12 protein-coding genes are annotated in these 12,655 nt (G+C 45.9%); 1 reads left to right on the top strand and 11 read right to left on the bottom strand.

The features are described 5' to 3' along the window. Positions 1-481: 481 nt before the first annotated feature. The 3 genes from L691_RS0114935 to L691_RS0114925 form a co-directional block, all read right to left on the bottom strand. Complete coding sequence (locus L691_RS0114935; RefSeq protein WP_025691285.1) at positions 482-1,966, bottom strand: Lsa family ABC-F type ribosomal protection protein; 1,485 nt, start codon at positions 1,964-1,966, stop codon at positions 482-484. A 586-nt stretch (positions 1,967-2,552) separates the two neighbouring features. After that, a complete protein-coding gene (locus tag L691_RS0114930) occupies positions 2,553-3,320 on the bottom strand; it encodes an SDR family oxidoreductase (protein ID WP_025691284.1) in 768 nt (255 codons plus the stop codon). A gap of 61 nt (positions 3,321-3,381) precedes the next feature. Continuing rightward, positions 3,382-4,821 (bottom strand): aldehyde dehydrogenase family protein, encoded by a 1,440-nt coding sequence (locus L691_RS0114925; protein WP_036737162.1) that lies wholly within the window; start codon positions 4,819-4,821, stop codon positions 3,382-3,384. A 211-nt stretch (positions 4,822-5,032) separates the two neighbouring features. Here L691_RS0114925 and L691_RS0114920 point away from each other — a divergent pair, with 211 nt between their 5' ends. Beyond that, on the top strand, positions 5,033-5,473 hold the full coding sequence (locus L691_RS0114920; protein ID WP_025691282.1) for a MerR family transcriptional regulator: 441 nt from the start codon (positions 5,033-5,035) through the stop codon (positions 5,471-5,473). Between the two features lie 83 nt (positions 5,474-5,556). Here L691_RS0114920 and L691_RS0114915 read toward each other — a convergent pair whose 3' ends face one another. From L691_RS0114915 to murI, 8 genes are all read right to left on the bottom strand, one after another. Next, on the bottom strand, positions 5,557-6,495 hold the full coding sequence (locus tag L691_RS0114915; RefSeq protein ID WP_025691281.1) for a hypothetical protein: 939 nt from the start codon (positions 6,493-6,495) through the stop codon (positions 5,557-5,559). A 124-nt stretch (positions 6,496-6,619) separates the two neighbouring features. Continuing rightward, complete coding sequence (locus L691_RS0114910; RefSeq protein WP_025691280.1) at positions 6,620-7,369, bottom strand: ABC transporter permease; 750 nt, start codon at positions 7,367-7,369, stop codon at positions 6,620-6,622. Beyond that, positions 7,344-8,099: an ABC transporter ATP-binding protein gene (locus L691_RS0114905; protein ID WP_025691279.1), complete on the bottom strand. Its 756-nt coding sequence runs from the start codon at positions 8,097-8,099 to the stop codon at positions 7,344-7,346. The genes L691_RS0114910 and L691_RS0114905 overlap by 26 nt, the downstream gene beginning before the upstream one ends. Before the next feature lie 78 nt (positions 8,100-8,177). Then, positions 8,178-8,867: a response regulator transcription factor gene (locus L691_RS0114900; protein WP_025691278.1), complete on the bottom strand. Its 690-nt coding sequence runs from the start codon at positions 8,865-8,867 to the stop codon at positions 8,178-8,180. Positions 8,868-8,869: 2 nt separating this feature from the next. Next, positions 8,870-9,808, bottom strand: coding sequence for a sensor histidine kinase (locus L691_RS33600; RefSeq protein ID WP_232229195.1), 939 nt, complete (start codon positions 9,806-9,808; stop codon positions 8,870-8,872). Between the two features lie 958 nt (positions 9,809-10,766). Continuing rightward, complete coding sequence (locus L691_RS33595) at positions 10,767-11,147, bottom strand: hypothetical protein (protein WP_232229194.1); 381 nt, start codon at positions 11,145-11,147, stop codon at positions 10,767-10,769. Further along, entirely contained in the window at positions 11,113-11,685 is a 573-nt protein-coding gene (locus L691_RS33590) for a hypothetical protein (RefSeq protein ID WP_232229193.1), read from the bottom strand. The genes L691_RS33595 and L691_RS33590 overlap by 35 nt, the downstream gene beginning before the upstream one ends. Continuing rightward, a complete protein-coding gene (murI, locus tag L691_RS0114885) occupies positions 11,682-12,452 on the bottom strand; it encodes a glutamate racemase (RefSeq protein ID WP_025691276.1) in 771 nt (256 codons plus the stop codon). The genes L691_RS33590 and murI overlap by 4 nt, the downstream gene beginning before the upstream one ends. Positions 12,453-12,655: the final 203 nt, after the last annotated feature.

Raw genomic sequence — 12,655 nt, 5'->3', positions numbered from 1 at the left:
GGTAACCGAAATAAGCGGAGCCACGAAAGTTCATTCATCTAAGGTCAGCAATCCTCATAATTTAATAACGCCTTATTTCGGATTAGACCGCTCCTCGGCTGGGGCGGTCTTATTCTATATCGCCTCAGACCGTACCCTTAGCTCCTTGTTGAATCACAAGGTCTATCGCCATCTTTGGCGCACTTAAAATAAAAAAGCCGCTTTTTTACACGGACTCGTACCGATTATATGTTGTTGTCCTTCGACAGAAATGTATATACAAAAAAGCAACAATCATCCGATGCTTTAATGCGTCATTAACCAACTACGCAGAAAAAACACGATGCGCTTGTTGGATGTAATCGCTACGTGCATCTGCCGATAGATTGGTAAACCTCCGGCAACAGATTTATTTTTTTGTGAACCGGGTCAACCGGTAAGAACCGGTTCACATAATCATCTACAACCTCAATAATCATCGCTTTCATCCTCCTAGAGTGAGTTAAATTTTCAGTTCCACAATTTTTGTTGCGATATGTTTGCAAAACTCGCTGTCGTGCTCCACAAAAAGGATAGTCGGCGAATGCTCCAGCAGCAGCTCTTCGATTTGCATCCTGGAAATGACGTCGACAAAATTGAGCGGTTCGTCCCAAACATGCAAATGAGCGCGTTCGCAGAGGCTTTTCGCGATCAGAACCTTCTTCTTCTGACCGCCGCTAAAAGAAGCGATGTCCTTTTCGAATTGCAAGCGCGAAAAATCGAGTTTTCTCAAAATCGCTTTGAACAAGCTTTCGTCAATCCCGCTGGATCTGGCGAATTCCGTCAAATTGCCCCGCAACTGCGAGGTGTCCTGTGAAACGTAGGAAATTTTCATCTGGCTCCCTTTTCGAATCACGCCGGAATAAGGTATCTCCTCGCCGCAAATCAGTTTGAGCAAACTGGATTTGCCTGAGCCGTTCGGACCGGAGAGCACGATACGGTCCCCTTGCTCGACAGTAAAGCTGATGTCGCGGCAAACGTTCTTATCGCCATAATGAATCGAAACGCGGTCAAGCTCGACCAATTGGTGTTTATGATAAGTCATCTGCGTTATTTTCAGGCTTTCCGAGCTATCGACGTTTTTCAGAAGCTGGGATCTTTCCTCGATCGTGGATTGCTGTCTTTGCTCGATCGACTTGGACCGCTTCATCATTTTGGCGGCCTTGTGACCGATGTACCCTTTGTCGACCTTGGAGCCGGAGTTACGGGTGCCGTTTTTCGTTTTTTCTACTTCGTGCGACCAGCTGCTCGTTCGCTTGGCCGCTTCGGACAGCCGTTTAATGTCCTTCCTCAGTTTATCGTTCTCGGCCAGTTCGAAATTGTCCTGTCGTTGTTTATTCTCCCACCAGTCTGAAAAATTTCCTTTCTGGATTTCGATATTGGTCTTATTGACCGAAATAATGTGGTCCACACAATTGTCGAGAAACGCCCGATCATGTGACACCAAAATAAACCCGTTCTTGTCATTCAAATAATCACTTACCAGCTTCCGAGCATGCAGATCCAGATGATTTGTCGGCTCGTCGATAAGCAAAAAGCTGTTTTCCTTCAAAAACAGGACCGCCAGCATCACCTTCGTTTGTTCTCCGCTCGACAACGAGTCGAACGGTCGGTACAACACATCTTCTGACAGCTTCAGCAGCGAAAACTCGCGCATGAGTTGCCAGTGCTCATAGTCCGGATAGATGTCGGCGACTACATCGAATGTATAGTTCTCCTTGTGTTCGACGTGGAACGGGAAATACTCGAAACTGACGTTAGAGGAAATCGTTCCGCTGTATTCATACCTGCCGAGCAGCAGATTGAGAAACGTAGTCTTGCCCCGGCCGTTCCTCCCCGTAAAGCCCAATTTCCAGTTGGTATCGATTTGTAAACTTACATGCTCAAAAATGTTGTCGTAACTGCCGTCATAGGCAAACGTCAGGTTAGTTACTTTGATCAATGACATTCCAGAAAACTCCTTTCTTCTCAAATAAAAAAGAGCTGCAAGAAAGTTGACCTTTCTTGTAGCTCAAAAAAATAAAGCAAATCCAACCCTGCGTAGAGTCAGATTAGGATATATTTTTTGAGTGAAAAGAATAAGGTAACTTTCTTGCAAATAAAGAATAAAACAGAGCAAACAGAACTTGTTTTATTCTTTAAACTTAAGCAAGAAATATTACATTATCCTCTTCAACTCCTATCGTCAGTGTTAGCGTAATCTTAACATACCCAATATTTTCATTGCAACCCCTGGTATTCTTGAATCGTGGGGTCACCTGAAACAGCATCATGAAGCCAAAACAGAGGCGCAGCACTTCTTGCGAGGTGCTGCGCCTCTGTTTTTTTAACGGGCTAGCGGTACACCGGTAGCCCGTGATGCTGTCTCAGGATTTTGCCGGACGCTGGCCGGCTGCTGGTCGAGAGGTACCGCCCACGCATACCGCTCCCCACTGGAGGTGCGGCTGGTCGGGCGTCTGGCGTCCCGCGCGGCAGTAATCCGCACACCGCCCGACCAGCCAGCAGGGGGCCTTCAGACCGTGAAGTTTTGCACATCACCAGGGCACTGGGCCGTTTACGTCGAAGAAACCGCCCGTCGGGGCTTCGTCGCCGACGGTGGCCCAGTGCACTGAGGCGCGTGCTCCCTCCTCCGTGGTGAGTACACCACGGAAACCGTTCAAGTCGGTTGCGACGTATCCGGGCGTCACAGCATTGATCTTCACATGCGCCAGCGCAGGGTCGTCGAGGAAGGCGTTGGCGTACTTGACGGTCAACATGTTCAATGCTACTTTCGACGCCGAGTAGGAGAACGATTCGTGGGAGCGGGCGAACATGGACCCCGTCTCTGTGGCCCTGGCGAACATGGCTGAGTCGCTGGAGACGTTGACGATCCTTGGCGACTTGGATTCGCGCAGCAGCGGAAGCATCGCGTGGATAACGCGGACCGTACCGAAGACGTTGGTCTCGAACTCCGTATGCATGCCCTCGGCGGTCACCTCGGTCGCCTGCTTGCGCACGATAACGCCCGCATTGTTCACGAGCACGTCCAAGCGCCCGAAAGTGCTGCGGACGTATTCGGCTGCGGTCGTGACTGAGGTGTCGTCCGTGATGTCGATCTGGAGGGGTTTCACCATGAGGCCGGCCTCGGCGAGTTCCTGGGCCGCGTCGGCGCCGAGCCGGGCGTCTCGGCTGCCGAGCAGGACGGTCATGCCTCGCTCGGCCAGCTGGCGCACCGTGGCCAGCCCCACCCCCTTGTTGCCCCCCGTGACCAGGGCGTACTTGGCATCATTCATCTTAGCATCATTCATCTTAGCGTCATTCATGGATGTCACTCCTCGTATTAGTAGAATAAGGAACCGTAAGTGTATTCACATCATACATTGCTTAATTAGAAATCATTATGGTTTTAGGCTCAAGATATTCTTCGAGGCCATATATGCCACCCTCACGCCCGATTCCAGATTGTTTAAAACCGCCATAGGGAGCTCTCATTTCGAAAATAACATCATTAATGAGAACTGTTCCGGCAATAAGCTGAGAAGCAATGCGGTTCGCTTTTTCTATATTAGAAGAACTGATATATGCACCTAATCCATACTCTGTGTCATTTGCAATTTCTACCGCTTCTTCCTCCGTTCGATACGTTAAAATAGATAGTACGGGTCCAAATATTTCTTCTCTGGCAATCGTCATATCTCTGGTTACATTTGCAAAAACGGTCGGTTTTACAAAATAACCCTTCTCTAAACCTTCAGGGTGTCCTTCTCCGCCAATTACTAATTCCGCACCTTCCTCCATACCCATTTTGATATATCGCTGAACTCTTTTGTATTGATTTTCATTCATCAGTGGGCCAATAAATGTGTCATTTTCCCATGGATAACCCACCTTGGTATTCTCAACCGCAACTTTGATGAGTTCTTTTACTTCATCTAGTCGATGCTCTGGTACCAATAATCTGCTGCCGGCAATGCACATCTGCCCGTGATTTCCAAAAGCACTCGTAACGGCACGAGGGATCGCTTTTGTAAAGTCTGCATCATCCAGAATGATATTTGCTGATTTGCCCCCCAATTCCAGAACGACTCTTTTCATTGTATCAACAGCACTATGCTGTATAGCCTTTGCAGTATTCGCAGAGCCTGTAAAAGAAATCATCGCGATATCCGGATTACGGGATAATTCAGCGCCAACTGAAGTTCCCAATCCATATACAATATTAACTACACCGGCAGGCAGTCCGGCGTCATGGAAGCACTCAGCCAATATTTGAGTCTGAATGGAGGAAAATTCACTAGCCTTTACAACGATCGTGCAGCCTGCTGATATGGCTGTAGCCACTTTTATAGCAATCTGGGAATTGTTTGCATTCCAAGGCGTAATCGCAGCAGCGACACCCAACGGTTCAAAAACAACCTTTGCTTTCCCAATATGCCTGGTAAATTCAAAAGCCTCCATTGCTTCTTTTGCTAAAAGGAAGCTATCAGCCGAAATCTGAGTTCTAATGTCTGCTGCCTTAGCTGTCGCACCATATTCCTCCATGCATGCCCGGTTTAAATCAGCAGCCCTTGACAGAATTGCATCATGTATCCGTTGCAGCATTTGACCCCGTTCTTGAATTGATGTTCGTGAGAAAGTTTTTAATGCTTCTTTCGCGGCTGCGATCGCCTTTCTGGTATCTGTTTCATTTCCCAACAGCACCTGCCCAATTAATTCTTCTGTCGACGGATTGATAATATCCATTCGCTCCGTTCCGTCCGGTTTTACAAATTCTCCATTGATATATACCTTGTCAATAAGTTTCATTTCTGCATTCCTGTTCATTCATTTGCCTCCTATGCGATATTTATGATTACTTGCTTCATGAATCACTATAATCAGTTCAAGTAACTTGAAGTCAAATATTATTAAAAATAATTTTTGTGGAAACGATCTATTTAACTCTAATGACCATGACTTGTTCTTCTTCCGCTCATATGTTATCGTAATTTTTATACATTCAAGTAACTTGAACAAAGTGATATAGGAGGGAACTATGGAAGAATTTATTTATGGAACCGAACCCAAATACACAATTAAGGAAGTATCAAAAATAACTAACCTACCCAAACCAACAATCCGCTATTATGAAGATATCGGTTTACTGCAAGATGTAGCGCGAGATAAGAATAACATCCGCGTGTTCTGTGATGATCAAATCATGAGATTGAGAATGATTCAATGTATGAGAAGCACAGGAATGGGAATTGACATGATTTTCCATTATATCGGCCTCTCAAGGGAAGATAAAATGGAACTGAAAGAGAAGTACTCCATCGTCTTAAACCAAGAAGAAATACTTTTAGCCAAAAAACACGAGATTGAGGCACAACTGGCTCTTATTGAGCACAAAAAAGCTAATTATGAAAAAGATTTAAATGAAGCAGAGAATGCAGTGCCAATAGGACTAGGAACGGCTTCTTTTTTGACAAAATGAAAAAGGGCGATCCCTAAGTCACGTGCGATGACTTTTGGGACTGCCCCGTTTGAAATTCATGCAAACTTCAATTTCCGCTTCGTTTATTCGTGATGTCTGCCTTCATGATCGTCCTTCAATTGCTGTACTTGTTTACCACTTAAGTCAATAGAATCAGGGGTTGTTCCATTAAAAGCAGACAACTGAACATCCAAGCTTGCAGTCAATGTATGGGCTACTCCCTGAGCATCTTGGCCGGTAAATGTGATATCGAATTGTTGGCTCTGAATTTCATTAGCTGGATTGACCACCGCATTCAAGCTGATGCTTTGAATTTGCACACCATCCGTCAGAGCAATATCCTTGGCGTTTAACAGACCTTGTTGAAACAGCTCTTCCGGATCGCTTCCCTCTGCTGCTGTCCCGCTGTCGCCAGGTCGATTCCATTCTGATTGATACGCTAGATGTTTGAAGGCGACTGGCGCGAGAGCTTGCACAACAGCCGGAATTTGTGCGCTCTCAAGCTGAAGCGAAATTTTCTTGGAGCCGTCACTTTCTGAGGTGGAAGTGAATTCATTCTTTAAATTTCCGATCAGCGCATCAATTACCGTCTCTTCCTGACTGCTAAGCCAAGCCGCATCCTTGGTCACCTTACCTGCTTCCTGATCATTCTTCTCTGCCTTATCCTGCTTCACATAGTAAATATCCGAAGCATCGCTTTTCCATACTAATCCTTCAGGCTGTCTGTAGAGGCTGATGTTCTGCGAACCAACCTTCCCGTTAATCTTGAGGGTTCCACTCACTGCTTCATTTTTCAGGCTTGCCTTCAAATTGCTCTGTGCCTGGCTAAGCAGGGTGCCGTTGTCCTTAAGAACTGCATCAGCCTGTACCGTAACACTTTCCAGATTCTGCGCCGTATTCTTAAGGGCAGCCTTGTAATCTTCATAACCTGAGGTTCCTGCAAACGCGGTAAGTCCGGTGGCTAACATAATAGCACCGCTAATTCCAATTGCGCTTCCACTCAACAGCCACTTCTTCTTCATCCTTGTATCTTCCCTTCACTCTAATTTTATCTTGCAAGCTAATCCTAAGTGATAATCCTAAATTCACCATGAAGAGACTATTAAATAAATCTTAATATTGTGCTTTGCCTGCGGCAATTCCCTGTTAAACCTCCTTCCGATCAAAGAGGATATAGCCTATCGTTAAAAACATAAGCAAACTAGACAGCAGGAACAGGGATGTGGTCACGAGTCTGCCTGTGGAGACGGTATGGCTTAACCATAGTGAATACCAGTCTGTATATGAAGTTATGGAAAAAAAGGAGAAGCCGTTTATAAAGTAAGGAACCGCTTTGGCCCCGGTGTATAACAGAATGGAAAATACCAGAAATCCGCCGGCGCTGCGAAAAAATTGAGCGATGAATATGAACAAGGCCGCAAGAGACAACATAGACAGGAAAGCTGCTGCGTAGGCTTTTAGCAATCCGAAGATGTCTAGGTTTCCTGTACCTGGTATTCCGAATAAAATATTGCACAGTGTGCTTACCGTCCCCAAGAGCAGCAGCAATATGCCGATTGCCACACCAAGGGCAAGAAATTTAGCCAAATAAGCACCTAATCTCGTGATAGGCCGCAGCAGCGCCAGTTTCAATGTGCGTGATGATATTTCCTGCGGAAATAAATCGGCAATCTCCACAAACATGAACAGGGGAATTAAGAATACCGTATAGATCTCCAGCATTTGAACCGGATAGGAAGGACTGACCGCAATCCGTCCCAGAATAGGGTGAAGAGCATGGAATAACAAGATGAACAGAACTGGAATTAAGACGGAAACTAGGAAAAAGAACATTGTTTTTTTGCGATAAATCATAAGCAGCAATTCGTTTTTAAGTCCTGCTCTCAAGCCGTCCATTTTCCATCAACTCCTTTCCTTTTTGTAGTTCAGCAATGTAATACTGCTCCAGGGATATATTGTCCGTCAGCAGTTCCTGCACGTTTCCTTCACGAATCAGAACGCCTTGATGCAAAATGCCTACTCTATTGCAAAGCTGCTCCAATTCATGAATCATGTGGCTGGAAATCAGGAAGGTGATCCCCTGGTCAGCGGATAATTGTTTAACCAGACTGCGAAAATGAACCACTCCTTCGACATCCAGTCCGTTTGTCGGCTCATCCCAGATCACGAGTTCCGGGTTATGCAGGATGGACGAGGCCATTGCTAGCTTTTGCTTCATGCCGGTGGAGTAGTGCCTAATTTTTTCTTTGGCAAAAGAGGCAAGACCAACCGCCTCAAGCACCTCAGCAATCCGCTGCGGCCGGATATCCGGATAAAAGTTGGCATTCAGCTTCAAATATTGGACCGCTGTGACATAATCATAAAAATCAGCCGATTCGATCATGCAGCCCACCTTCCTCATACTCGCTGAGAAAGATTGCTCAAGATTTTGCCCAAACAATGAAATGCTTCCAAAGCTCGGAGAAATCAGGCCGGTCAGCATTTTCAGAAGTGTTGTTTTGCCGGCACCGTTGGGTCCGAGCAACCCGTATATATCACCTTTTTGCAGCACCAAATTCACACCTCTGATGCCCCTGCCGTTTCGGAATTCTTTACTCACTCCAGTTAGCTTGGCTATACTCTCCATGCCTTCTCCCCCTTGGCGTTTACTTAAGACCTTTTTTACGGATCTTTCCTGCAATATTAGATTAATGGGTAAATCTATTCAGGAACGAAAACGATAGCCGGCTCCCCATAGAGTCTCGATATATATCGGATTGGCGGAATCCTCTTCGATTTTTTCCCGGAGCTTGCGGATGTGCACAGTTACCGTCTGAGTATCTCCCAAAGAGTCAATGCCCCATAACCGCTCAAAGAGCTGATCCTTGCTGAATACATGATTGGGATGCAGCGCCAGAAAATGAAGCAGATCAAATTCCTTGGTTGTCAGCGTAACCTCCTCATCCCTGACAAAAGCGCGGCGGGAGTCGGGGTTCAGCCTTAAACCCCTAATTTCCAGTTCATTCGTGGATGATCCGTGCCCCTTCAGACGGTCATAGCGGGACAAATGAGCTTTCACTCTGGCGACCAGTTCCGCAGGCTTGAAAGGTTTGGTCATATAATCATCCGCACCAAGACCCAGCCCGCGCACAATATCAATATCCTCCCGTCTGGCGGTGACCATAAGGATGGGAATATCCAACTCGTCGCGAATTCTTTTGCATACCTCGAAGCCATTCAGCTTAGGCAGCATGACATCCAGCACAATTAACTCGAATTTGCCGCTAAGACCAAGCTCCAAACCGTGTTCTCCGTCTATGGCGATTTCAGTTTGATATCCGTTCAACTCCAGGTAATCCCGCTGGAGCTCGGCTATCGAAGGCTCATCTTCTACAATCAGTATCGTTCGCTTCATTCTCATTCGGCTCCTCTCTCAATCGGTAATACAATACGAATCACCGTTCCCTCGCCTTCTTTGCTGTCCGCATAAATAGCTCCCCCATGCTCCTCAATAATCTGCTTGGCGATGGCAAGACCAAGGCCGCTGCCGCCGGTATTCGTATTTCTGGACTGCTCTGCCCGGTAAAATCGTTCGAAAATATGCCCGGCCGCTTCCGGAGGAATTCCTGGTCCGTTATCTCCGATGGCCAGAGTGAAGCTCTGCGCCTCTACCCAGGTGTGGACGGTGATTCTCTTTTCAGGCTTATCCATATACTTCAGGCTGTTCTGAATGATATTGCCAAGCACGCGTTTAAACGATTCGCGGTCTACAGATACCCGAGCTGCTTCCCCGCTATTCATCGCGATGTGCAGATCTACCTCCTGTTTTTCCAGATCCAACTTCAGCTCCTCCACCCAATCATTCAGGAAAGGCAGAATAGGTACAGACTCAAAAGAAAACGGCAGCTTCTGCATGTCCAGCTTCGAGTACAGAAACAATTCATCAATCAGGTGATCCATTTCACCGGCCTTAGCGGCAATCGTACGCATGTATTTTTCATTTTTTTCGGGCGAATCAGCCACGCCTTCCAATATCCCATCCACATAGCCTTTAATGGCAGTGATTGGCGTCTTTAAATCATGGGAAATATTCGTGATGAGCTCTTTTCGGTTCGTTTCATATTGCTGCTGGACAAGAATAGACTGCTGAAGTTTGGACCTCATCTCTTCAAAGGCCATCCCAAGCTGCCCCAGTTCATCTTTGCCGCTAATCTTCACCTGGAAATCCAAATCCCCCTCGGTCACCCGCTTCGCCGCTTTGCGCAGTTCAAGCAAAGGACGGATAATTGTTCTCGACATATAGGTAGTAAGCAGGATATGCGTCAGCAGGAGAACGACTACTGTGGACTGAGACAAAATTGGAAAAAAAGTCCTTAAGGAATAAACCAATGGATCAATTTTGCTCACTAGGAAAATACTAACCGGCTTTGAATTCTTGGATAATAAATCAAATTGGGCTATCTGATACCATTCATTGTTGTATTTCTTTTGAAAAGGTTCATTTTGAGATCCCGCTTGTTTGAAAGCCGGAAAATGATCGGTTAACCCATGTTTAAGCAGAAGATCGTCTGAGGCATATAGTGCCGTGTTCTCAGAACGAATATATAGAGAGATATTTTTTTTGAGCATATCTGCCGATAAATCGTTCAGAAAAACGGTATCCGTGAGTAGATCTGTATTTTGCATGAAGGTATGTTTGATGAGATTACGCGTTTCGCTATCTTCTAATCGTTCAAATTTACTCTCATAAATACTTCTAAGGCTTTGGACATCCCCCTGGTAGACGACTGTCATCAGCATGGCTGTTATAATAAGCAGAAACAATGGTACCACCAGCATTGCCGCGTACGACAGCAGAAATTTCAAACGAATGGACATATTTGATCAATCACCCTACCTCTTTTTGTTTCTCTGTCGGTAAGCCTCCTACTATCAACTTGGTCCGTCTACTCCAATGTAAGCCCCAAGTATAAACTGGTCATGAAACAATTCTTAACGAATTATTAATTTAGCATTACGCCGCCTCAAGTTAGAATAAGTAACATGCGGTAATTATCACTGATTGTCTTAAGATGTTCTGTATCGTAAGATACAGACATTTTTTACATGAGGGGGATACTCATGGGGAGAAGTAAATGGGTGAATGGATATGGCTGTGGGTGGATTTTCTGGGCACCCGGCCGTTTGTTGACAGGGATCGGATTGGTGCTATCGGGATTTGTGGCAGCAGGAGCTTTGTTATAGATTGCTCTAAGTTTTTTTCGTTGTCAACCAGATAGTTACCGGTATTCCATAGCCCCTTGCCTAGCCATTATCAATTTGCTTGATGACCTTTAAGTTGAGTCTCACGAGGAAGCTCGCCTGTTATCGCAATTGTTACCGGGTTAATAATGGCAATGATTGAGGTTAGTGTATTCATAGCCAACCGGACAAAGCCATCATCGGTCTGCAGTTGCCGCAGCTGCTCCTCGCGTGTAATTCCAAAAGGCAGAAAAGAAACCTCGCCGCCGAATTTCGTGTTCCCGGATAATATTCGTCCATCTACGATAAAACCCGCACCGGGAAAATGGTTTTTTGGAAAGTTAACGACGGCAAACGTTTTTTCTTCTTCAAAATTTTGCAAATGGTAAAAACCGTAGACTGTCAAGTTCATATCGTTTTCAATGATGACTGACACTTCGTTTTTTTTCTTCAAAATAAGGTCCTAACGATTTGCCTGCAAGGTCCGGAACATCGCAAACGCCGACTACTCCGTGATGGACAACGCCGGGTATTCCGATACCGATTGCCTGTACATTACCGTTTTCGCCTACAAGTTGTTCGATCAGCCGATCAATCGCATCGACGTCTATATGTTCAAGTTCTAGAATTGTCTCTTTGACGGTCTCGCTGACCAGATTCACGATACTGTAACGGATAGAGTGAATGTCTCCTTCCGTCTTTACAAGCAAACAAACGGCGCAGCCAAAATCGGCGTTATACTTATACTGTTTGGCGGGCCTGCCGCCGTTTGGTCCATCCGGCTCCATCTCGATAACTTCGCCGGCAGCGACAAGTTCGTTTAATATGGTACCGCATGTGGCTACGCTTAGCTCGGTTAGGCTTGAAATCGACGCTTTGGTTCCGATCGCCTGCGCTTTTAACGCGTTTTTTACTAGCTCTACGTTCATTTTTTTGACTTGAAAATAAGCAGTCGATCTCAGACCAGCTGCTTTCTTTCTTTTACTAATCATCCTTCTCCAAGTAAATTCAGCAAACGCCGATATTTGCTCAACTTGGGCTCGTCCAGAATAGGTCGACCGGACTCAAAGAACGTAATTGTGCCATTCCCTTCTTCGAGTCGGTTACCTAGTAAGCGCTGCAGTTGTTTTGCGGTACCGACGCTTCCGTCAATAAGTTCAGCCTGATTGCCGAAAACTTTACGAAGCGCGGCCCGGAAATATGGGAAATGCGTGCAACCCAAAACGACGGTTCCGTACTGCTTTACATCAATGTCTTCCAATTGCTCGCGCAAGTACGGCAGCACCACTTCGTCTGCGAACTCAAGCGTTTCCGCCAGCTCCACAAGTCCAGGAAGAGGCAAGCTTTCGACCATATTGCCGCTGTCATGACTTCTCACCAGGTTCCTATATTTTTCCTCCTGAAGTGTAAGGCGAGTAGCTAGAACCAAAACCTTCTTTTGCTGCTTCTTACTCTCCAGAATGGCGGGTTTCACAGCAGGTTCAATACCCAATATAGGAAAATTATACTTATGGCGCAGCTCCTCGATCACAATGCTGGTTGCAGTATTGCATGCAATAACTATCGCCTTCACGCCTTGTTGAGCAATAAATTCAACGGCTTCGGTTACATATTGTTTGACCTTTTCCTTCGGCTTCTCGCCGTATGGAACATGATCCGTATCCGCATAGAAAAGGTAATCCTCTTTCGGCATCAGCTCAAGAGCTTGATAAAGGACAGTAAGTCCACCTACCCCCGAATCGAAAAATCCAATTTTCACGATGTAAACACCATCCCTCGTTGCCAAACATAATCGAATATATATGTCTCCAATGTGTATGTACTTAGTTATAGGTACCTGGTCATTACTTATTGGCCCTATTTATTATAGCAAAAGAATTTGCTGGATGTGCAATTGACGAATCCAGCCCCTTCCGGCCGCTGTCTGCAGCAAGAAGGGGCTGGCGCGTTGTTGTCTTCGGT

This window comes from Paenibacillus zanthoxyli JH29 (assembly GCF_000520715.1).
Lineage (GTDB): Bacteria > Bacillota > Bacilli > Paenibacillales > Paenibacillaceae > Paenibacillus_AQ > Paenibacillus_AQ zanthoxyli.
Note: the sequence above shows the minus strand (reverse complement) of the source record. Positions and strands in the feature narration are given on the sequence as shown.

Bases quoted from the DNA above. Each gene is read 5' to 3' on its own strand.
- L691_RS0114935 (WP_025691285.1), bottom strand. From the start codon at position 1,966: ATGTCATTGATCAAAGTAACTAACCTGACGTTTGCCTATGACGGCAGT.
- L691_RS0114930 (WP_025691284.1), bottom strand. From the start codon at position 3,320: ATGAATGACGCTAAGATGAATGATGCTAAGATGAATGATGCCAAGTAC.
- L691_RS0114925 (WP_036737162.1), bottom strand. From the start codon at position 4,821: ATGAACAGGAATGCAGAAATGAAACTTATTGACAAGGTATATATCAAT.
- L691_RS0114920 (WP_025691282.1), top strand. From the start codon at position 5,033: ATGGAAGAATTTATTTATGGAACCGAACCCAAATACACAATTAAGGAA.
- L691_RS0114915 (WP_025691281.1), bottom strand. From the start codon at position 6,495: ATGAAGAAGAAGTGGCTGTTGAGTGGAAGCGCAATTGGAATTAGCGGT.
- L691_RS0114910 (WP_025691280.1), bottom strand. From the start codon at position 7,369: ATGGACGGCTTGAGAGCAGGACTTAAAAACGAATTGCTGCTTATGATT.
- L691_RS0114905 (WP_025691279.1), bottom strand. From the start codon at position 8,099: ATGGAGAGTATAGCCAAGCTAACTGGAGTGAGTAAAGAATTCCGAAAC.
- L691_RS0114900 (WP_025691278.1), bottom strand. From the start codon at position 8,867: ATGAAGCGAACGATACTGATTGTAGAAGATGAGCCTTCGATAGCCGAG.
- L691_RS33590 (WP_232229193.1), bottom strand. From the start codon at position 11,685: ATGATTAGTAAAAGAAAGAAAGCAGCTGGTCTGAGATCGACTGCTTAT.